Here is a 21469-nt window from a genome sequence, read left to right as displayed (position 1 = left end):
CATATTAAGGAGCAACATCATGCGAGACTTTTTTGATAAGAGCATTCAATGCCCCCATTGTGGTCACAGAATTAGTATCACGGTAGATGCCTCTGCCGGTAGCCAGGATTATGTGGAAGACTGCAGTGCTTGCTGCAACCCTATGCACTTAAAGGTTATTCGCAATGAGATGACAGACCAAGTCGAACTGAGCGTTGATGCGGATGACGAGCAGATATTTTAATTTGAGCGTGATTGGTTACTAACGACAAACCTGTATGTTGGCATAACATCGTACATGTCGTTCTTAATCTACAGTCGCCGTGCTTTTATAGTCCACGGCGACTATGGGTAGCGTGTAATAACGTAAAATTAGCCGCTCCTACTTTTGGGCCATTACCCGCTCTACGGTATCGACTATGGCTTGAGTCTGCGGATCTATTTCAATGTTTACCTGTGTATCTACGGTAATACTACCAAGATTAGTACGGGCCAGTGTTTCTGGAATTAAGTGTACGGCAAAGCGGTCTGATTGCACCTCGCCCACTGTTAGGCTAATACCGTCGATACCAATATACCCCTTGGTAAACACGTATTTGGCCAAGTCTGCCGGCAGCGCAAACCACAGCGTGGTGTTTGTTTCGCTTACTTGCTGATCTAACAAGCTGCTCATGGCCATAATATGGCCAGACATCGCATGTCCGCCAATATCATCACCAAAGCGGGCTGCTCTTTCAAGGTTAACACTCTGCCCTACTGTTAGTTGACCAAGATTGGTGACTCGCAAGGTTTCTTGCATTAAATCAAAACTAACCCGCTGCCCTTCAATGGCGGTTACCGTTAAGCAACAGCCGTTGTGTGCCACTGACGCACCGAGTTCAAGGCCAGGCAACAACGCCGATGGCAATTGCACCCAGTGGGTACGAAAGTCAGATTTGTCGATAATATCTACTACAGTGCCTTGGCCTTGCACGATTCCGGTGAACATGATGTACCCTTTAAGACGTCAGTTAAAAATAGTGGGAAACTACCCTAATCAAGGTTATATTCCCACTTATTGGTGATTTCTCAGTATTTTACCACTAAGGGGCTTTTTTTCAGCCTTTTGCTTCTTCCCTGCCAGCGAGACCACCATGCACTTAAAGCCTTACCTGCTCGAAGTTCCCCGTTTATTGCGCCTATGCGGCCCCATTATGGTGGCCCAAGTAGCACAAACCTCTATGAGCTTTGTTGATACCGTGATGGCAGGTCAAGTGAGTGCGACGGACTTGGCCGCCGTGGCGGTGGCTACCAGTTTTTGGTTGCCGCTTATCTTACTGGTGCAAGGCGTTATTATGGCGCTAACGCCTATCATATCGCAATTAAATGGCGCACGCCGCCAAAGTGAAGTCGCCAGCGCCGTGCATCAGGGCTTTTGGTTGACTATTTTAGTTACCCTACCTGCGATGTTGGTACTTTATTACTCCCCTTTGGCCTTGCATTGGATGCACGTAGACCCCCTATTAGCAGAAAAAACGGCGGGGTACTTACACGCCATTTTATGGGGCATGCCCGCCTATGCATTTTATCAGGTATTACGCAATTTCAGCGAAGGTCTGTCATACACCTTACCCACTATGGTTATCGGGTTTATTGGCTTAATGGTTAACGTGCCGGTCAACTATGTGCTGATCCACGGAAAGTTTGGCTTGCCAGAGTTGGGGGTCGTCGGCTGTGGCTATGCATCGGCATTAGTGTTTTGGGTGATGCTAATTGGCATGATAATTTACACTCGTCGCTCGCCATTACTGCGACCTTTTAAGGTGGTCTCCCGGATCTCCCCGCCTAATTGGCCACAAATTGGCCGGTTGTTTCGCCTTGGCTTCCCCATTGCCATGGCTATTTTCTGCGAGGTCACGCTGTTTACGGTGGTGGCTTTATTACTGGCCCCATTAGGTACAGAAATTGTTGCTGGTCATCAAATTGCAATTAACTTTTCCGGCATCATTTTTATGATCCCATTAAGCTTAGGAATGGCCCTGACCATACGGGTTGGTCACAGTCTAGGTGAAAATCAGGCCGACAGAGCCAGAAGAATTAGTATTGTGGGCATCGTATTTGGCTGCACAGTGGCGTTAATAACCGCCTTGGCTACGATATCCGGTCGCTATTGGATTGGCGGCTTATATACGGATAACCGCGAGGTGCTTGAGCTGGCTGCCAGCTTGTTGCTATTGGCTTCTCTGTATCAAATTTCAGACTCAGCACAGGTTATTGCCGCGGCGGCATTGCGCGGTTATAAAGATACACAAACCATTTTTTATATTACCTTTGTCTCATTCTGGTTATGTGGCCTGCCCATTGGTTTGGTGCTGGGCATGACCGATTGGCTAGTTCCCCCCATGGGCCCCCACGGCTTCTGGGTTGGTTTTTTAATCGGCTTGTCGATAGCGGCAGGCTCACTGATATGGCGATTACGGGTGATTTATGCGCGGGTCGAACATAATCGTCGGGCTAATCTGCCTTTGGTTGATGGCATGTAGCCCGCAGGATGAGCTTGAAAGTCACTTTCAAACGTATCTAAAGCGAGTTGCTCACATATTATCGGTGGCAGAGCCGGCGTTAACCCCAGTCCCCGCTCTGCCACCGCTACCCTCTCAGCGACAACTATTTCTGACTCAAGTCCGCATTAGCAGTAGCGTGCTAGACGCGTTAAAGCTTGGGCAATGTAACGGTTTGCTTGAGTTAGTCGCCGAGCACAACGGACCTATAGGCAAAAGCCAAAGTGCGGCGGGCCAGTTATTATATCATCTGCAATTTCAGCAAGCCCTGCAGCTGTGTCAGGCACCCTATTTAAGCCCCGAACTACAAAGCTGGTTACACGAGATAGCCCAACAGAAAGCTCCGCTGTTGCCGGGCTATCACTGGAACATGATGATCGCCGAGCCCGAGACTCGTGCCGCACTGACCCCTCGTCTACCAGCACTCCCCTTCCATCAACAAGTTGGCTATCAAAGCACGCTGCAAGCATTCAGCCTGTTTGCGCAACTACAAAACCAAGCACAAGGTGAACCCCGCTCGCAGCCGCTCAGTAGTGAACCGCTGAATCAGGTACTCTCTGGTCTCTATCAAAACCACTATTTGGGCCGTTTGTTCTATTCCTTGCACAGCGCCGCTCATTACTTTGAGCAAAGCAACCAATTTTTGCAGCAGCTTGAAGGCCTCGATTGTCGCCGTGCCGGACAAGAGGATGCCAAACGGTTACGCAACGCCCTGCAGCATTACTATATAAAGGATATTCAGCACTACTTGGGCCAAATTGATCGCCAATTTGTACAATTAGCCCCTTTACTGCAGCGTACCCTTGAGCCCCCCGCGAGTAAGCGTGATTTAATGCACGATTATCGGCAACAAGTGGCGCTGGGTCTGAATAGTCAGGTATATATTCGTTATCGACGCCTCACCCTTGATCATGCCAAAGTGTGGCAAAACTTTTTACAACGGTGCGAACTTTCACCACTTTGAACACAAGTCATCCAATAAGCTTGCATCTTGTTGTGTAACAACAAAAAAGGCTTGCCTCGCCTCAATGCCTTGGCTAGTATACCGCTCGCTTAAGACATGATACGCCCTTAGCTCAGTTGGTTAGAGCGCTACCTTGACATGGTAGAGGTCGGTGGTTCGAATCCACTAGGGCGTACCAACTATCTTATTAGCTTTGCGTCCTTAGCTCAGTTGGTTAGAGCACTACCTTGACATGGTAGGGGTCGGTGGTTCGAATCCACTAGGACGCACCAAACATTAAAAAGCCCGCTCAATTGAGCGGGCTTTTTGCTTTGCGGTCTACGACCGGTGAGGCGGGAAGTGTGAGAAGCAACACACCGAACCTTCAGTTAGGGAGTTACTCCTCACGCCTTACAAGAACTTACTTCGCCTGTATCGCCATAACGGTGGCAATATTTTTAGCGGTAAAGGTTACGTTTACTTCGGCGTCGGCAAAGGCTTCTTTGAGCGTCATTACGCGCGGCATAATAGAGAATACCGCATCAATACCGTGATCGCAGACGACGGCAACGTCGGCACTTAGGCTACCGGCAATGCCAATAACGGGAATGTTGTAGAGCTTAGCGGTTTTGGCTACACCAATTGGCGTTTTACCAAAAATAGTTTGACTATCGAGGCGACCTTCACCGGTAATAACCAAGTCTGCGCCTTTGACTATGTCTTTGAGATTGGTAGCTTCAACCACGATCTCAATGCCGGGTCTAAAGCTGGCTTTCATAAAGGTCATCATACCAAAGCCCATGCCCCCGGCAGCGCCCGCGCCGCTGGTATTACGCTGGTCGCTAAAACCGTTAGCTACCAGTACGTCGGCAAGATGAGTCAATGCTTTTTCTAAGCTAGCAAGCGCTTGTTTATCAGCGCCCTTCTGTGGACCAAAGATGGCGGTTGCCCCTCTTTCTCCTAACAGCGGATTGTCTACATCACAGGCCACTTCAAAGGTACATTCGGCCATGGCAGGATGCAGCTCGGTTACGTCAATGTTCTGTAAATTAATAAGGGCCGCACCGCCATCGCTAATGGCATTGCCCTGTGCGTCAGTCAACTTAACACCTAATGACGCTAACATACCCATACCTGCATCATTGGTGGCACTGCCACCTAGGCCAACAATAATATGACGCACGCCTGCATCCAAGGCGTGGCGAATAAGCTCACCGGTGCCGCGTGAAGTCGCAAGGCACGGGTCACGATCATCTTGTGCCACATGGTGCAAACCAGATGCCGACGCCATTTCAATGACGGCGGTTTTGCCATCGCCCAGCAACCCATAATGCGCTTCAACCTGATTACCAGCAGGACCCGTTACTTGAGTGTGGACGGTTTTGCCGTCAGTTACCGCTACCAGAGCTTCAACGGTTCCCTCACCACCGTCAGCCATCGGGACTAAACAGTACTCGGCATCAGGGAACACCGCTTGAAAACCATTTTTAATCGCTTCGGCCACTTCCAGTGCGGTCAGACTTTCCTTAAAAGAATCTGGAGCAATAACAATTTTTTTCATGTGTGAGTACCTTAAATGGTGAGGTGTAAACTGAAATCTAGTATCAGTGCTTTGTAGACAAAATGCTATGTGCAAATGCACAGTCAAATTAACGAATTGCTGTGCATGCGTTTAAAAATAGCGTGAGAGGTGAGACATAAGGAGTGAGGCGCAGCACACGTACGTCGCCCAGCTCATCACGCGTCTACGTTTTAATCCAGAATGATCTTGCCCAAGTACAGCCTAAACAACTGATCCAGCTGTTTATAATCAACGCCGGTGATCTGCTGAATTTTATCCAAACGATTACGCAGCGTGTTGCGATGTATATTCAACCGGTGAGCACAAGTAGTCATGTCTACCGACGATGACATTAAGGTTTGCAACGTTAGGCGCAGCGCACCATGCGGATCTTGTGCGGTTAATGCGCGATATTCTTTGGTTAATTCATCCAAATGCCAGCCTTGGGCTAACGAAGAGATAATAATTTTTTCTTTATGGCTGTCATAAGAATACCAGGCCGTTTGGTGAGCGGCAGGTGTCGGTAACTCGCAGGCCTGCTCAGGCAGTCCAAATTGCAAAGCGGCCGTCGCTGTTGCATAAGATAATGCCAAACCAGATAGCGACGCCACCGCACACCCTACCCCAATGGTGAGTGGCTGAGCTAATAAGCTAGCAACCTGTGCAATTTTAGCGTTTAACGTGCTTTTGGCTTCTAGTATTAAGGTTAAGCCTGACTCTTGGCTAAAGAAAAATAAGCCATTCACGCTCAGCTCCAAAGTCGGTGTTAAATCCAATTTTTGTTGATAGCAATGCGCGGGGCTGTGGGGCGTAAGTGTGACGCACAGAGCGGGGTAGCGAAACGTTAAAGGCAGTCTCTTTAAGCCAGCCTTTGCCGTTGCGTCGTCTAATTGACCGGTAACTAACCGCTTCAGGTAGTTTTCTTTTTCAACACTTAATAACAAGGCCGCGTCTTTTTCACGACTTTGCTCCACCAACAGCTCGGCGGTCATTTTTAATAACGCACCCAGCTCACACACCCGCTCAGGGTCACCGGTGATCCCCACCACTCCAATGCAGTTACCTTGATACTCAATGGGTAAGTTAACACCAGGCTTAGCACCCGCTAAATACCGGGTGCTAGCGTGATCGACGGTCAGTACTTGTTGATGCTCTATTACCCAGCTTGCGCCTTTATGCACTAAGCCCATGCGACTGGCATCGGTGGACGCCACCACGATGCCCTTTTTGTTCATCACATTGATGTCATAAGGAATCAAGCCTTTGGTACGGGCAATTATTTTTTCAGCAATAATATCTTCAATTTCCATCATTATTGTCTTTAGCATTGGAGTCGTGATTTTAAGGGCTCACTGGCATTACGGTTTTTCGCCTTAAGCGCTTAAGGCATTGTTGCTCGGTAGCGGTGTCTGCTCATGGTGAGTTGTGATCCAGCTTTGAACCGCAGTGCGTGTAGTGGCCATCGGTTTTTGATTATAAGCCAGCGCAATTTGTGCTAATTCTGGCTTGCCCTTTCGGGTGCGTACTTCAATGGTGGCTCGCTCGGGGCGCAACATGCGATAAAGATAACATTTGCCCGCTATAACATCACGGTCATAACTTGCCACACAATGACGCATTAAGCGCCCTTCTTCCCGCAGATCTTCCATGCTTAATATAGGAAAAATATCGGCATTGCCTGCCAGTGGCGGTGTCGGAAATAAAGTACCACCGTCGCTTACCAAGTAGCTACGCTGATTAACTTTATCAGTCCAACGATCGTGCAAAATTTTAACATCAGTAAAGTGAGTACAGCGCTCCAAAGCAATTTGTGCATCGCTAATGTCCAGCAAGCGCGCCACATTTAACGCATCTCGCCAATATCGATATTCACCTTCCATCACTCGCTGCAGCTGAGCTGTTGACCACGACGCACTAAATTCGTAATTTTTTAAACTGCGGCCGTTCAGTAACAACGGATATTTGCGACATGCCCACAACGCTTGAATCGGGATCTGGGACCAATGAATTAATGGCTGTAAGCATTCTCGGCGCAAGAGAAAGTGACGCAGCACATGATACTCCTGGCCGGTGCCTTTATTTAACTGTACTCGCGCTAATGCCTTAACCGATGCTTTGCTGTTAATCCCAGTGACTGCTTGCAAGATCTGCACTCTTGGGCTGGTGAATAATGCGGCTATCTCAGCGTGAGGCAACTGCTGCTCGTGGCCATAGCAAATGAGGAGCCAACATAGCTGGGGAGAATGGTCGAATAAGTCTCGAGCATGGCGATTACGGGCTAACCAACGCAATAACAATGACTGGTTATATTCATAGCCGGCTACCTGCTCACGCACCGCTGCTGGAATGCCCTGTACAAACCGCGCGAGCGGGTCATCAATAGATAAAAATTGAGCCGCATCCAATAACGGCAGACCAAAGTCGCCGTCTTCATCATGCCAGCGACCTTGATCCCAGCGCTCACAACCAAACCCCGCCTCCCAAGATCGATACCTAAACCGCGCGAGTATGGGATACGTTAGCTGCACCACAAAATCCCCCTCTGCGGTACAGTCAGCATGTTGTGACAAAAATGACATGTATATCTCCTTGATGCTGTGACTAAGCTAATTGGTCGTCTCATCCTTTTACTATTTCTTAATTGCTAAAAATTAAAACGGGTGTGGTTGAGGGTAGTAATATTTCCGAAGAGCTCAGTATGTTGGCATAACTTATCTGGCGCCAGCTTAAGTGCAGGTATTTTACTCATCGACAAGTTTTTATAATCTGTTAAATAACTTATGTATCAAACTGTTGCCATCATACTCATTGAGTAATAACAGGTCTAAGCCCTTCGGGCAGCAGCATGAGATCTCATGAAGAATTTAGCTTAATCAATTACATTACGTTGACGTAATGTAATGATGAGAAAGTACGTGCGGAGGGTATAAAAAAGAAACCCTCGCAAGCGAGGGCAAAATAAACGGAAACGTGCTTAAACAGAGCTACACATCATAGCGCCCAAGTTAACCACTCAAGCTGGGTAACGGGTTGAACTGTAATGCACGTCCAATTTAACTGGAGATAAATGTTAAGTCAATGCATAAAACTGCTGGTGACTCGCTTCAACGCCACCCACCAGCCAAGATTACGTTAACGTAAGCGCCAGCAATTATGGGTTTATTTATAATTCTTCTGTTTATAAACAACCTAATGGCCGCTACCAGTCAACTCAGACTCGTATGGAAAAAAGAAGCGGTAACCATTATTTTTGCAAAATCTTTGATATTTCTGAGTGTTACACAGGCGTAATAGCAAAATTGTGACTAACCTTTTACCAAGGGAATGACGATGTGTGCGCAAGGCGCTTACTTCAAAGTAGCGAAGTATAAGTGCCGCGATTTAAGGGGAGAACACCATGGGTATTTTCGAGCATTATCAAACGCGTTATGAAAAAGCGAAAGAAGAAGAGTATAGCCTGCAAGAGTTCTTGGATATGTGCCGGGAAGACAAAGCTTGTTACGCCTCAGCCTCTGAACGGTTGCTGATGGCCATTGGCGAGCCAGAAATGATCGACACCGCCCAAGAGCCCAGATTAAGTCGGCTTTTTTCTAATCGAGTAGTTGCCCGCTACCCGGCATTCGCCGAGTTTTATGGCATGGAAGATAGTATTGAGCAAATTGTGTCTTATCTAAAACACGCCGCCCAAGGCTTAGAGGAAAAGAAACAAATTCTCTATTTATTGGGCCCTGTGGGTGGCGGTAAATCTTCTCTGGCTGAATGCATAAAAGCCTTAATGCAAAAAATGCCTATTTATCGCATTAAAGGCTCACCAGTAAACGACCATCCGTTTTGTGTGTTTGATGCGATAGAAGACGGCGCCGTGTTAGAGCAAGAATACGGCATCCCTAAGCGTTACTTGCGCTCTATTATGTCGCCATGGGCGGTAAAGCGGTTACACGAGTACGGCGGTGATATTACCCGCTTCAAGGTCGAAAAGGTGTATCCGTCGGTGCTCGACCAAATTGCCATCGCTAAAACTGAGCCTGGAGATGACAACAACCAAGACATTTCATCACTTGTGGGCAAGGTCGATATTCGACAGCTTGAGCATTTCTCCCAAGATGATGCAGATGCGTACTCCTACTCCGGTGCTTTGTGTAAGGCAAATCAGGGGCTAATGGAGTTTGTCGAAATGTTTAAAGCGCCAATCAAGGTGCTGCACCCCCTATTAACCGCCACTCAAGAAGGTAACTATAACGGTACCGAAGGACTGTCCGCCCTCCCCTTCGAGGGGATTATATTGGCGCACTCTAACGAATCTGAATGGCAACACTTTAAACATAACCGCAATAACGAGGCATTTCTCGACCGTGTGTATATCGTTAAAGTACCTTATTGCATGCGCGTCACCGAAGAAATCGATATATACCAAAAGCTGCTGTTTAACAGTGAACTGTCTCATGCCAAGTGTGCACCGGGTACGTTAGAAACGCTGGCGCAGTTTACTGTGCTATCACGCATGAAAGAGCCTGAAAACTCCAACCTGTACTCTAAAATGCGGGTATATGACGGCGAAAGCTTAAAAGACACCGATCCCAAGGCTAAGTCGTACCAAGAATATCGCGATTATGCCGGTGTAGACGAAGGCATGAATGGCCTATCTACGCGGTTTGCCTTTAAAATCTTGTCACGGGTCTTTAACTTCGACCATGCCGAGGTGGCCGCCAACCCCGTACACCTGTTTTATGTACTGGAGCAACAAATAGAACGGGAGCAGTTTCCACAAGAAGTGCACGACCGCTATCTTGAGTTTATTAAAGGCTACCTCATTCCTAAATACGTCGAGTTTATCGGCAAAGAAATTCAAACAGCCTATCTCGAGTCTTACTCTGAATACGGACAAAACATTTTTGACCGTTACGTGGTGTATGCCGACTTCTGGATTCAAGATCAGGAGTACCGCGACCCGGATACTGGTCAGTTGTTTGACCGCGGTGCCTTGAATAGCGAGCTGGAAAAAATCGAAAAGCCCGCTGGCATCAGTAATCCCAAAGATTTCCGTAACGAAATTGTTAACTTCGTACTACGGGCGAGGGCCAACAATGCAGGTAAAAACCCCAACTGGACCAGCTATGAAAAGCTAAGAACGGTTATTGAGAAGAAAATGTTCTCTAACACCGAGGAGCTGTTACCGGTTATTTCCTTTAATGCCAAAACCAGTACCGATGAGCAGAAAAAGCACGACGACTTTGTGGCCCGCATGATGGAGAAAGGCTATACCCGCAAACAGGTTAGGCTGTTATCCGAATGGTATCTGCGTGTTCGCAAGTCTTCTTAACAAGGAAAGGGGTTGGGGGAATTTATGGCGCATTTTATCGATAGACGACTAAATGGCCGCAACAAAAGCGCTGTGAACAGGCAGCGCTTTATCCGCCGCTATCAACAACAACTTAAAAAAGCGGTGTCAGATGCGGTACTCAAACGCAGTATTCAAGATATCGACAAGGGTGATAGTGTGACCATTCCTACCCGCGATATCTCTGAGCCTGTATTTCATCAGGGAAAAGGCGGTGCCAGAGAGCAAGTTCATCCGGGGAACGACCAGTTTATTACCGGCGATAAGGTAGAAAGGCCTCAGGGAGGGGCCGGGCAAGGAAGCGGCCAAGGAGATGCCAGCAATCAAGGAGAAGGACAAGACGAATTTATTTTCGATATTTCAAAGGAAGAGTATCTCGACTTATTGTTCGATGGTTTAGAGCTGCCCAACCTAGAAAAGAACAAACTCAATAAAATAAGTGAGATGAAGACCTTTCGCGCGGGTTACTCCACAGACGGCGTACCTGGCAACATCAACATAGTGCGATCGCTTCGCCAGTCTTTGGCTCGGCGCATGGTGCTGCAAGTAGGAAAGAAAAAGACCGTGGAGGAGCTTGAGCGTGAGCTTGCTGAGCTAAGTCGCCATCCCACTCAACACTATGCCCGTATACTGGAGATAGAACAGGATATTCTCGAGCTAAAGCGCCGTATTGCGGCGGTGCCTTTTATTGATACCTTTGATTTACGCTTTAACAATTTTGTGCAGCGGCCTATTCCTTCTACGCAAGCGGTGATGTTTTGCGTCATGGACGTATCGGGCTCTATGGATCAGCCAACCAAAGACATGGCAAAGCGCTTTTATTTATTGCTGTATCTGTTTTTAACCCGCACCTATAAAAACGTGGAGGTGGTATATATTCGCCATCACACTCAAGCCAAAGAAGTAGACGAACAAGAGTTCTTTTACTCTCAAGAAACCGGCGGCACTATCGTCTCAAGTGCGTTGCAGCTAATGAAAAAAGTTATTGATGAGCGCTACCCGCCTGAACAATGGAATATTTATGCGGCACAAGCCTCAGATGGTGATAACTGGGCCGATGACTCCCCGCTATGTAAGCAGCTAATGGAGGACGACATTATGTCGCTGGTGCGCTATTACGCTTACATCGAAATTACCAACCGCGCCCACCAGACGCTATGGCAAGAGTACGAGTCCATTGCACGCAGCTTTCCTAACTTTGCCATGGAGCACATTCGCTCAGTAGCAGATATTTATCCGGTATTTAGAGAGCTATTCAAAAAACAGGCGGCATGAGGTGACTATGACTGCAACCCAAACTCATACTCGGGCACTGAGTGACGGCCCAGACTGGAGCTTTGAGCTACTTGAAGCCTACCATACAGAAATTGCCCGTATTGCCGAGCACTACGGGCTAAGCACCTATCCCAATCAGATAGAAGTTATCATGGGCGAGCAAATGATGGATGCTTATTCCAGCATTGGCATGCCCATTGGTTATCATCATTGGTCGTACGGCAAAAAGTTTATTCAAACAGAACAAAACTATAAACGCGGGCAAATGGGCTTGGCGTATGAAATCGTTATTAACTCCAACCCCTGCATTGCCTACTTAATGGAAGAAAACACCCTGCCCATGCAAGCATTGGTTATTGCTCATGCTTGCTATGGCCATAATTCTTTCTTTAAGAATAATTACTTATTTAAAGCATGGACCGACGCTGAGTCGATTGTCGATTACCTGTTGTTTGCTAAACACTACATTAGCGAGTGTGAAGAAAAGCACGGGATAGCGGAAGTAGAAGCCATTCTCGACAGTTGCCATGCACTAATGAGCTATGGAGTGGATCGCTATAAGCGGCCACAGCAGTTATCGTTGGCTGAAGAAAGGCGGCGCCAAAAAGCCAGAGAGAGTTACCTACAAACTCAAGTTAACGAACTGTGGAAAACGCTGCCACGCATGGATGAAAACAAAATCGAAAAAAAGCGCCGCTACCCCGCTGAGCCTGAAGAAAACCTGCTGTATTTTATTGAAAAGCATGCACCACTACTCGAGCCTTGGCAGCGTGAAATTGTGCGTATCGTGCGTAAAATAAGCCAATATTTTTATCCGCAAAAGCAAACCCAGGTCATGAACGAGGGCTGGGCAACCTTCTGGCATTACACTATTACTCAGCACCTTTATGACGAGGGCCTGGTAACCGACAGCTTTATGATGGAAATTCTACATAACCATACCAATGTGATATATCAACCGCCCTATAACAGTCAGCATTATTCGGGTATTAACCCTTACGCACTGGGTTTTGCCATGTTTGTCGACTTACGGCGTATTTGCGAGCACCCCACCGATGAAGACAAAGCGTGGTTTCCTGATATTGCAGGATCTGACTGGGTGAAAACGCTGCACTTTGCCATGGAAAACTTTAAGGATGAGAGTTTTATCAGTCAGTTTTTATCGCCAAAAGTGATGCGGGACCTGCATTTATTTGCCGTGTCTGACGATGACACCCGTAATCACCTAGAAATTTCAGCTATTCACGATGAGCAAGGTTATCGAATATTACGCCAAAAATTATCTAACCAGTATAACTTGGCAAATTTAGAACCCAACATTCAAGTACATAACGTGGAAGTAAAAGGCGACCGCTCGTTAACCTTGCGCTATGTTCCACACAACCGTATTCCGTTGGCAGACTCACACCACGAGGTGCTAAAACATGTTCATAGTCTATGGGGGTTTAATGTGCTGTTAGAGCAAGAAGAGGCCGACGGTAACGCCACAATTATCAGTCGCTGCCCAGAACGTAACCTAGAATAACAGCGCTAAGCTGTCAGCTAAAATAACGTAACGCAGGACCGCCGAACTCTCTTTATAAAAACGCTCGCCACGGTCTTGTTTTTTAACTGACAGCTTACGGCTTAAAGCTGACCGCTACCCGCAGGCCTCAGGCTTCAACAAGGTCTTTAGGTAGGTTCTCGCGCATTTCAAGCCACAAGAGGCCCGAGGCCTTACCATATTCTCGCACCCGCTCTGTTACCAGATTAAGCTCACCGTGGCTTGCCAGTGTCGATAAATCACGGTAGTACTCTACAGCCAGTTGGCGCGCGGCGGGTAACGAAAAATAATAACGCCCTACACGACAATATAAGCCTTTAAAGCCATTTAATATTAATCCGTAAATCGGGTTACCCGAGGCAAAAGCCAATTGATGATGCAACTCATAATCAAAGGCGGCAAATGCCTCGGCGTCGTCTGGCAACTGATCTAACTCGGAAGTAGCAGACGCTAACTTTTCGGGATTATTTTTGATGGCTGCTCGAATAAAAATGCTGCTGATATGAGTGCGAGCAGACAATAAATGGTCAATTAACTCAGGCATTTTATCTTCATCTAGCCGCGCTAGTGTTTCTAAAATATTAAGGCTGGAGGTTTCCCAAAAGTTATTAACCTTAGTGGGCTTGCCGTGCTGTATGGTCAACCAGCCGTCTCGAGATAGGCGCTGCAGCACCTCGCGCAAGGTGGTTCTGGTGACGCCAATTAACTCCGACAACTCACGCTCAGCAGGTAAAATAGTTCCGGGGGAAAAGTGGCCGTTCCAAATGGATTCTATGATATATTGTTCCGCGAAATTGGCTGGACTTTGTGCCTTAATGACCATGAAACCACTCTGTCTGTTAATTGCATTAATAGGGAAAAACAAAGCGCGATAGTAACAGAGCTGACCAGTTGTCTACAAGCTCATCTCTTTTCCCTTCGCCAATACGCCTTTATTCACGCTTTAATACCTACCCTGAGGATCTCATGCTATACGCTTTTTCTTGTTCTCGTTTTGCTTGGGGGCTACTCACTCTGGGCACAGGTTTGTTATTCGCTATCGCCCTCTTCTTTCAATATAACCAAGGCATGGACCCTTGTGTGATGTGTGTGTATCAGCGCGCAGCGCTGGGTGGTGTGATGCTGGCCGCAGCGTTAGGCTGGTTGGCACCTCAAAACGGCCTCGTTAGTACGCTTGCGCTATTTGGCTGGTTGGCGGGAGCCATTAAAGGCGCTCTTCTGGCTAAAGAGCACATTGACTATCAGTTTAACCCCTCGCCCTTCACAAAATGCTCAACCATTGCTGAGTTTCCTAGCTGGATGGCGCTCGACCGCTGGTGGCCCTCCGTATTTCACCCTAGTGGGGACTGTGCCGATGCTTCGTGGGTATGGATGGGATTGAGTATGCCGCAGTGGTTAATGTGGATCTTTGTCATGCTAGCGGCGTTGGCGGGACTGTTTATTGTGGTAAAGTTCAAAAAAACGGTCAGCAGTAAGCTTTAAGCGATCTGCTAAAAATAAAATCAAACCAAAAAAAATCGAACCTCTAGGGTTCGATTTTTAGCTAGGTCTGATCTGTCTCTAACTGACCGCTTATAGCTTACGACTTAAAGCTATGTTTTAACCAGCCCAAGTAATGATGTGATCTTCCCAGGCACCTGCTTTAGACTCAGGTACCACTTTGCCGCGTACTGACTGGCCGGCCTTGTGCATGGCGCTTTTTGAGCCGGTGCGCAGCGGGTGCCAAGAAGGCAACGACTGACCTTCAGCTAATAATCGATAGGCGCACGTTGAGGGCAGCCAAAAGTAGTCGTCTAGCTTATCACGAGTAATTTTTAAGCAGTCGGGCACAATAGAAAATCGGTTTTCATAATTACTACAGGCACAAGAATGCGTATTCAACAGCTCGCACGCCACATTGGTGTGTATTAACTCATCGGTGTCTTCATCAATCAGTTTATTAAGGCAACACTTGCCACAACCGTCACACAAGGCTTCCCATTCTATATCAGTCATCTGCTCTAACGACTTGGTATACCAAAAATCGGCCTGCATATTTTATCCTGCTACTTGGGCACTAAAACGGTACTGACCGTTTAATTGCATTTCGAGTGTATCGTGTGGCTTGAGTTCGGCGACCCCTTTAGGCGTACCCGTTAACACAATATCGCCGGGGTTGAGCGTAAAGCAGCGACTCATTTCTGCTAGCAACTGACCGATGGTCCACATCATCTGTGCGGTATTGCCCGCCTGCTTGGTGGTGCCGTTTACGTGCAAGCTAAAATCAAGCTGCTGCAAGTTACCCAGCATATCTGGCACGGCAAAAGGACTCATTGGGCAGCTGCCATCAAAGGCTTTAGCGCGCTCCCAAGGGTGCCCGTTCGCTTTTAGCTCGTCTTGTAAATCACGCAGCGTTAAATCCAGTGCCAACCCCACCCCTACAATCGCATCCAGCGTATGGCCAGGCTCTGCATGACACAATCGTCTGCCAATCAACAACGCCACTTCCAGCTCATGGTGTACCGCGCCTAACCCCTTAGGCAGCAACAAGGGCACATCTAACCCCGTTAAACTGCTGGCAGGCTTAATAAACAGCAAGGGTTGTTTGGGAATGGGGTTGTTAAGCTCAGCTGCATGGTCTTGATAAATACGGCCAACACACACCACTTTGCCAACCGCATAAGGTAGCGGTTGACCTTGCAAGTCCAGATGTTGATACATGAGTCGCTCCTGTAAAATGATAATTCAGTAGGCTTGACTCAAACAGTCCATAAACGGCTACACTTGATTCGCACGAAACTGTTTCAGCAAGTTTTCTGGCGGAGGCGGAATTTGCAAATAATAACCTTGGGTTGTTAACGCCACCCTCACCTTAGCCAAGTCAGCTTGTCCAAGGTGCGTTTTTGTTGCCAGATTAATAATCATAGCAAGTTGTGGCTTACCAAAGGTATTGAGCAATGCAGAAGGTACGCGAGAGAAATCGTCGCGCCGTTCCACAAAAAGATAGGTTTGGTCCATTTTAGGACTTTTATACACTACTGATAACATGAATATTGCTATAATCCGTCGGCTTTATTGCCAGTTAAGGCTGCAAACTATAACATCAGCGCGACCAATAACAAAAAGGATTATATCCTTGGGGGACAGCCGCTTATGGCGGAGCATGGAATTGAATTAAAAGGCAGTAGCTTTACCCTCTCGGTGGTGCACATTGCCGACCAAAACATTACCGAGATAAAACGTCTACTCGCACAAAAAGTTGCGTTAGCTCCGGACTTTTTTCGGGCCGCACCCTTGGTTATAAATATTGAAAAACTGCTGAACATGCCTGATTTTACAGCATTGGCCAATGCACTTAGAGAGCTAGACTTAGTGCCAGTGGGAGTGACTGGGGCAAGAAGCGATGAGGTTCGCGCCGCGGCACGTGCCGCAGGACTCGCCATAGTGAGCACGGGCAAAGCAGCCGTGACTCAAAATCCGGTCGAGGCCAAAGAGCCCCCCGCCGAGTTGCTTAACCTACCGGGCACCAAAGTGCATCGGGGGCCAGTACGATCGGGACAGCAGGTCTATGCGCCCAATGGTTCATTGGTGGTACTGGGTGCGGTAAGCAATGGCGCCGAAGTTATCGCCGATGACAGTATTCATGTTTACGGCCCCCTTCGCGGCCGAGCAGTGGCGGGTGCTAAAGGTAATGAATCGGCAAGAATTTATTGCCAGCAGTTAATGGCTGAGCTGGTATCTGTCGCCGGCCACTATCAAATTAGCGCTGGATTACAAGGTGATAACTGGGAACAACCGGTCACCGTTTCTTTGGTGGATGAGCAATTAACGCTCGACCGTCTCTAATAACTTACGACTTTAGGAACATAATATGGCACGAGTTATCGTCGTCACATCAGGAAAAGGAGGCGTGGGTAAAACCACTTCCAGCGCCGCCATTAGTACCGGTTTAGCAAGCCTTGGTCATAAGACCGTTGTTATCGATTTTGATATTGGCTTACGTAACCTAGATTTAATCATGGGTTGTGAGCGTCGCGTCGTATACGACTTTGTTAATGTCATTAACGGCGATGCCAACTTAAACCAAGCCCTTATTCGCGATAAGCGAGTGGAAAATCTCTATATTTTGCCTGCTTCGCAAACCCGGGACAAAGACGCCCTTACCCGTGAAGGCGTGGACAAAATACTGAAAGATCTGGCCGCTATGGACTTCGAGTACATTGTGTGTGACTCACCGGCCGGGATTGAAACCGGAGCCATGATGGCACTGTACTTTGCCGATGAAGCCATTATCACCACCAACCCAGAAGTATCCTCGGTGCGAGATTCTGACCGTGTACTCGGTATCCTGGCTTCCAAATCTTGGCGTGCAGAGCAAAACATGGAGCCCATCAAAGAGCACCTGTTATTAACTCGATACTCTCCCGAGCGCGTCAGTCGTGGCGACATGCTAGCGGTGCAAGACGTGCAAGAAATACTGGCGATTCCGTTGCTGGGTGTCATCCCAGAGTCTCAGGCGGTACTTAAAGCCTCTAACGCCGGTGAACCTGTGATCCTGGATGGCGAATCTGATGCAGGCCTCGCCTATGCCGATGCCGTCGCTCGTCTACTTGGCGAAGAGCGCCCCTTCCGTTTCCTCGAAGAAGAGAAAAAGGGATTTTTCAGCAGAATTTTTGGGAGTTAAGTTATGTCTTTACTGGACTATTTTCGTTCAAAGAAGAATCAGAACACCGCTCAACTTGCTAAAGAGCGCTTACAGATAATTGTTGCGCACGAACGTAGCCAGCGGGATACCCCCGATTATCTGCCGCAAATGCAACAAGATATTTTGGCGGTAATCCGCAAGTATGTAAATATTGATATTAATCAGATTTCGGTACAGCTCGATCAAAAAGGCGAGAATCTATCGGTGCTGGAGCTAAACATTATGTTTCCGGAAGTGGATGACAAGCCCATCGATAAACCGTAAATACATGAAACGGCCATACGCTTTACGTCATACGCTGTAAGCCAAAGCAGATACTGGGGCAAGCTCAGTAAGATGGCATAAAGACGAGCTCACGAAAGACGCTGCTTGTCTTTAACTTACAGCGTAAAACGTAGGGCGTACGGCTTTCTTCTACAACTGCGAGCCTAATAACTCTTTGCGCCAGCCTTGCAGCAAAATAGGCGTTACGTCACTGCTCTCCTCTAAGCGCCACTTCCAGCTTAAATATTGATGGATCACGCGTTTGGATGCAATCACGTCACCCGGAATTTCAGCTTGCTCACCAGCGACATCAATTAAAGACCGAATGCGCTTTAGCTCGGCTTTATAGTCGGGATAATCAATCAGCCTCTTTACTAACTCAGGCCAGTTATCTGGCGCTGACAACGCCTGCTGTACCAAGCTCAACAACGTCTCACCGTGGCGACGAATTTCCATGGGATCTAAATCCAATCTCGCCAAATCATCCATCGACAATGGAGCACGCTCTGCTATACGGAATAAGTGCGCTTCTTTCACCACAAAGTTAACGGCTAAGTCACGTCGACGCGCCTCGGTGAAGCGCCATTCACATAACTTCTGCAAGATAGCCAACGCTTGACGATCCAGAGTCCAGGCATTTTTAATATTCAAATAGACAGAGGTAGGGTCGACGCTTTCTATGCGACGTAGAGCCGCGCGTTCACATTCTTGCTCAAACCAACCGCTTAGCCCTTTTTGTGCCAACTGTTCCATTAATTTCTGATACACCGGATAAAGATAAATCACATCATCCGCGGCATAGTTCAGCTGAGCACTCGACAAGGGCCGCGCCAGCCAGTCGGTACGGGCGTGAGCTTTATCTAGGCTGACACCCAGCAATTTTTCTACCAAGGGCGCAAAACCCAGCTGGCTGCCTAGCCCCAAAAAGGCGGCGGCCAGTTGGGTGTCGTGAATGTGCGTGGGTAAGGCACCGCTTTGATGATTCAGCAGTTCTAGATCCTCGCCACCCGCATGCAAAATACATACTCGGGCAGGATCGTGCAGCAAGCGCCATAACGGCGATAGGTCGGACACCGCAACGGGGTCGATCAATACCGTTTGTTTGCCATCAAACAATTGATATAAGCCAGGCTTAGCATAAAAGGTACGGGTGCGAATAAATTCGGTGTCCAGCGCCAGCAAGGTAGCGTCGGTATTACAAGCGTCAATGAGGGTCTGGTTATCGGTGATCAATGTATAAGTCATGAGTACTCAGTGTAGGCGGTAAAATAAAAACCCCGAGCAACCGGGGTTTTAGCGTTCGGCTCAAGAGACTTCGTCCCTTAGCTCTCGACGGAGAATTTTACCGACATTGGTTTTAGGCAATTCGTCGCGAAATTCTATCACTTTCGGTACCTTATAGGCAGTGAGATATTGTCGGCAATGGGCCTTAAGTTCTTTTTTATCAAGCTGGGTACCGCGCTTGATAACCACCACCAGTTTAACCACTTCACCATGCTCCGCGTGAGGCACGCCCACCGCCGCCGCCTCGAGTACAGAGGGATGCTGCATCGCTACTTCTTCAATTTCGTTAGGGAATACGTTAAACCCTGACACTAATATCATGTCTTTTTTGCGATCAACTATGGTCAAAAAACCCTGTTCATCTATGGTGGCTATATCACCGGTACGCAACCAGCCGTCATGAAACGGGTTGTCGGGAGACGCACTGTCCGCTTCATCTGCCCCCCAGTAGCCGCTCATTACCTGAGGACCTTTCACTTCCAATTCGCCAGGGGTGTGGGTCAGGGTAATTACTTGGCCGTCATCATCCACTAACCGGATGTCGGTTGAACAGACTGGCAAACCAATGGAGCCGTTATAACCGTCCATATCATAGGGGCACACGCTCACCAACGGCGAACATTCGGTTAGTCCATAGCCTTCTAACAATCGACTGCCGGTAATAGACTGCCAACGTTCAGCCACTACCCGCTGCACCGACATACCACCACCAATGGTCAGCTTTAAGCTACTAAAGTCATGCTTTTGAAAGTCTTCGTTATTCACCAGTGCATTAAATAAGGTATTCACCCCTGTGATGCAACTAAAGTCATAGCCTTTAAGCTCCTTCACGAAGCTGGGTATATCTCTGGGATTGGTAATCAATAAGTTTTGGGCGCCGATACGAAAAAACAGCAAGCCATTCACCGTTAAGGCAAACACATGATATAGCGGCAATGCCGTTACCACTTTTTCTTGACCAATATGTAATACCGGACTGTACATGCCTAAGCACTGCTCTACGTTAGCCAGCATATTACGATGGCTCAACATGGCGCCTTTTGAGCGCCCTGTGGTGCCACCGGTATATTGTAAGAAGGCCAGCGAGTCACCATTAAGCTGGGGGCGGTCATAACGTAAACCGCTGCCTTGCTTTAACACCGTGCTATAACGAATGTGACTGGGCAGATGATAATCAGGCACCAGCTTTTTAACGTGTTTAACCACAAAATTAAGTAGTGCCCCTTTTATCATGCCAAGGTGATCGCCCATACGGGTAAGAATGACATTGTTAATCGGCGTGTCTTTTAGCACCTCAGCTAAGGTGTGGGCAAAGTTTTCTACAATGACGATGGTATCGACCTTGGCATCACTCAGCTGATGCCTCAACTCGCGTGCCGTATACAGTGGATTGACGTTCACTATCACTAAACCGGCACGCAAAGCACCAAACAGACACACCGGATATTGCAACAGATTAGGCATCATTAAGGCAATGCGCTCGCCTGGGGGCAACTTTAACGACTGCTGAAGATAAGCGGCAAAATCTCGCGATAAGGCATCTAATTCACGATAGGTCAGGCTTTTGCCAAAGTTGTGATAAGCAGGCTGGTCGGAAAAATCATTCACTCCTTGCTCAAACATATCGAGTAAGGATGAAAACGCATCGGCATCAATTTCAGCGGGCACATCTGTTGGATAACGCAGCAGCCAGGGCTTGTCAGAAAAGGGAGTAGGCTCTTGGCCAGATTGGATATGTTCCATGTCAGTCTCCTAAGACAGGACAAAAGGCCTAGCATGATCGGGATTTGTAAATGATTCTGCTTGTCGCTAGCCCACTAAATTAAAGTTTTTACTCTAGTATTCATTACAAATCCACAACAAATCACTTTAAACCTTACATAAATTTTCTATTTTTGCGCTAGCGCCGACGGCGATGCCACAACCGAGTACGCCGCAGATTATTACGCCTGCGGCGCAGCCGATATTGTAAGCTGCGATGATAAGGCCGCTGCACATAAAACAGCGACATTTGGCTATCTTGGCGCCGCTTAATGGAAAATATAACCACATCGGCTC

The 21469-nt window shown here is 47.8% G+C and carries 21 protein-coding genes and 2 tRNA genes; 12 read left to right on the top strand and 11 right to left on the bottom strand.

Annotation, left to right across the window (positions count from 1 at the left end; genetic code table 11):
* The first annotated feature begins 19 nt into the window (after positions 1-19).
* Positions 20-223, top strand: coding sequence for a CPXCG motif-containing cysteine-rich protein (locus ACFQ1C_RS00835; RefSeq protein WP_379556639.1), 204 nt, complete (start codon positions 20-22; stop codon positions 221-223).
* A 138-nt stretch (positions 224-361) separates the two neighbouring features.
* On the opposite strand, the gene ACFQ1C_RS00830 is transcribed toward ACFQ1C_RS00835, so the two are convergent.
* Entirely contained in the window at positions 362-967 is a 606-nt protein-coding gene (locus ACFQ1C_RS00830) for a riboflavin synthase subunit alpha (RefSeq protein ID WP_379556638.1), read from the bottom strand.
* A 145-nt stretch (positions 968-1112) separates the two neighbouring features.
* Here ACFQ1C_RS00830 and ACFQ1C_RS00825 point away from each other — a divergent pair, with 145 nt between their 5' ends.
* The 4 genes from ACFQ1C_RS00825 to ACFQ1C_RS00810 all read left to right on the top strand — a co-directional run bounded on the left by ACFQ1C_RS00825 (position 1113) and on the right by ACFQ1C_RS00810 (position 3755).
* On the top strand, positions 1113-2501 hold the full coding sequence (locus ACFQ1C_RS00825) for an MATE family efflux transporter (RefSeq protein WP_379556637.1): 1389 nt from the start codon (positions 1113-1115) through the stop codon (positions 2499-2501).
* On the top strand, positions 2446-3483 hold the full coding sequence (locus ACFQ1C_RS00820) for a DUF3080 family protein (RefSeq protein ID WP_379556636.1): 1038 nt from the start codon (positions 2446-2448) through the stop codon (positions 3481-3483). The genes ACFQ1C_RS00825 and ACFQ1C_RS00820 overlap by 56 nt, the downstream gene beginning before the upstream one ends.
* Positions 3484-3584: 101 nt before the next feature.
* A tRNA-Val gene (locus ACFQ1C_RS00815) sits at positions 3585-3661 on the top strand.
* A 17-nt stretch (positions 3662-3678) separates the two neighbouring features.
* Positions 3679-3755, top strand: a tRNA-Val gene (locus ACFQ1C_RS00810).
* A 128-nt stretch (positions 3756-3883) separates the two neighbouring features.
* Here ACFQ1C_RS00810 and ACFQ1C_RS00805 read toward each other — a convergent pair.
* From ACFQ1C_RS00805 to ACFQ1C_RS00795, 3 genes are all read right to left on the bottom strand, one after another.
* Positions 3884-5023: a glycerate kinase gene (locus ACFQ1C_RS00805; RefSeq protein WP_379556635.1), complete on the bottom strand. Its 1140-nt coding sequence runs from the start codon at positions 5021-5023 to the stop codon at positions 3884-3886.
* Between the two features lie 191 nt (positions 5024-5214).
* On the bottom strand, positions 5215-6336 hold the full coding sequence (locus tag ACFQ1C_RS00800) for a CdaR family transcriptional regulator (protein ID WP_379556634.1): 1122 nt from the start codon (positions 6334-6336) through the stop codon (positions 5215-5217).
* 60 nt (positions 6337-6396) lie between these two features.
* Positions 6397-7602 (bottom strand): PcfJ domain-containing protein, encoded by a 1206-nt coding sequence (locus ACFQ1C_RS00795; protein WP_379556633.1) that lies wholly within the window; start codon positions 7600-7602, stop codon positions 6397-6399.
* An 818-nt stretch (positions 7603-8420) separates the two neighbouring features.
* Here ACFQ1C_RS00795 and ACFQ1C_RS00790 point away from each other — a divergent pair.
* From ACFQ1C_RS00790 to ACFQ1C_RS00780, 3 genes are read left to right on the top strand one after another with little or no spacing between them, the layout of a single operon-like run.
* Positions 8421-10343 (top strand): PrkA family serine protein kinase, encoded by a 1923-nt coding sequence (locus ACFQ1C_RS00790; RefSeq protein ID WP_379556632.1) that lies wholly within the window; start codon positions 8421-8423, stop codon positions 10341-10343.
* A gap of 24 nt (positions 10344-10367) precedes the next feature.
* Positions 10368-11636 carry a YeaH/YhbH family protein gene (locus tag ACFQ1C_RS00785; RefSeq protein WP_379556735.1) on the top strand — a complete coding sequence of 423 codons (1269 nt, stop codon included), beginning with the start codon at positions 10368-10370 and terminating at the stop codon, positions 11634-11636.
* 7 nt (positions 11637-11643) lie between these two features.
* Positions 11644-13161, top strand: coding sequence for a SpoVR family protein (locus tag ACFQ1C_RS00780; RefSeq protein WP_379556631.1), 1518 nt, complete (start codon positions 11644-11646; stop codon positions 13159-13161).
* 127 nt (positions 13162-13288) lie between these two features.
* On the opposite strand, the gene fadR is transcribed toward ACFQ1C_RS00780, so the two are convergent.
* A complete protein-coding gene (gene fadR, locus ACFQ1C_RS00775) occupies positions 13289-14002 on the bottom strand; it encodes a fatty acid metabolism transcriptional regulator FadR (protein WP_379556630.1) in 714 nt (237 codons plus the stop codon).
* 143 nt (positions 14003-14145) lie between these two features.
* On the opposite strand from fadR, the gene dsbB reads away from it, so the two are divergent.
* Positions 14146-14661, top strand: coding sequence for a disulfide bond formation protein DsbB (dsbB, locus tag ACFQ1C_RS00770; protein ID WP_379556629.1), 516 nt, complete (start codon positions 14146-14148; stop codon positions 14659-14661).
* A gap of 117 nt (positions 14662-14778) precedes the next feature.
* Here dsbB and ACFQ1C_RS00765 read toward each other — a convergent pair whose 3' ends face one another.
* Genes ACFQ1C_RS00765 through ACFQ1C_RS00755 form a run of 3 tightly spaced genes read right to left on the bottom strand, consistent with a single transcriptional unit; the run spans position 14779 to position 16206 of the window.
* On the bottom strand, positions 14779-15213 hold the full coding sequence (locus tag ACFQ1C_RS00765; RefSeq protein ID WP_379556628.1) for a YcgN family cysteine cluster protein: 435 nt from the start codon (positions 15211-15213) through the stop codon (positions 14779-14781).
* A 3-nt stretch (positions 15214-15216) separates the two neighbouring features.
* Positions 15217-15879: a fumarylacetoacetate hydrolase family protein gene (locus tag ACFQ1C_RS00760; protein WP_379556627.1), complete on the bottom strand. Its 663-nt coding sequence runs from the start codon at positions 15877-15879 to the stop codon at positions 15217-15219.
* 57 nt (positions 15880-15936) lie between these two features.
* Positions 15937-16206 carry a YcgL domain-containing protein gene (locus ACFQ1C_RS00755; protein ID WP_379556626.1) on the bottom strand — a complete coding sequence of 90 codons (270 nt, stop codon included), beginning with the start codon at positions 16204-16206 and terminating at the stop codon, positions 15937-15939.
* A 105-nt stretch (positions 16207-16311) separates the two neighbouring features.
* On the opposite strand from ACFQ1C_RS00755, the gene minC reads away from it, so the two are divergent.
* Genes minC through minE form a run of 3 tightly spaced genes read left to right on the top strand, consistent with a single transcriptional unit; the run spans position 16312 to position 18127 of the window.
* A complete protein-coding gene (gene minC / locus ACFQ1C_RS00750; protein WP_379556625.1) occupies positions 16312-17004 on the top strand; it encodes a septum site-determining protein MinC in 693 nt (230 codons plus the stop codon).
* Between the two features lie 25 nt (positions 17005-17029).
* Positions 17030-17842, top strand: coding sequence for a septum site-determining protein MinD (minD, locus tag ACFQ1C_RS00745; RefSeq protein WP_379556624.1), 813 nt, complete (start codon positions 17030-17032; stop codon positions 17840-17842).
* A gap of 3 nt (positions 17843-17845) precedes the next feature.
* Positions 17846-18127: a cell division topological specificity factor MinE gene (gene minE, locus ACFQ1C_RS00740; RefSeq protein ID WP_379556623.1), complete on the top strand. Its 282-nt coding sequence runs from the start codon at positions 17846-17848 to the stop codon at positions 18125-18127.
* Positions 18128-18277: 150 nt separating this feature from the next.
* Here the strand turns inward: minE and rnd are convergent, their stop codons facing one another.
* The 3 genes from rnd to ACFQ1C_RS00725 form a co-directional block, all read right to left on the bottom strand.
* On the bottom strand, positions 18278-19372 hold the full coding sequence (gene rnd / locus ACFQ1C_RS00735; RefSeq protein WP_379556622.1) for a ribonuclease D: 1095 nt from the start codon (positions 19370-19372) through the stop codon (positions 18278-18280).
* A 60-nt stretch (positions 19373-19432) separates the two neighbouring features.
* Positions 19433-21154: a long-chain-fatty-acid--CoA ligase FadD gene (gene fadD, locus ACFQ1C_RS00730; protein ID WP_379556621.1), complete on the bottom strand. Its 1722-nt coding sequence runs from the start codon at positions 21152-21154 to the stop codon at positions 19433-19435.
* Between the two features lie 157 nt (positions 21155-21311).
* Positions 21312-21461, bottom strand: coding sequence for a hypothetical protein (locus ACFQ1C_RS00725; protein WP_379556620.1), 150 nt, complete (start codon positions 21459-21461; stop codon positions 21312-21314).
* Positions 21462-21469 lie beyond the last annotated feature (8 nt).

Source organism: Oceanisphaera ostreae, assembly GCF_042676125.1.
GTDB classification, from domain to species: Bacteria; Pseudomonadota; Gammaproteobacteria; order Enterobacterales; family Aeromonadaceae; genus Oceanimonas; species Oceanimonas ostreae.
This window is presented reverse-complemented; position numbering and strand designations above follow the sequence as displayed.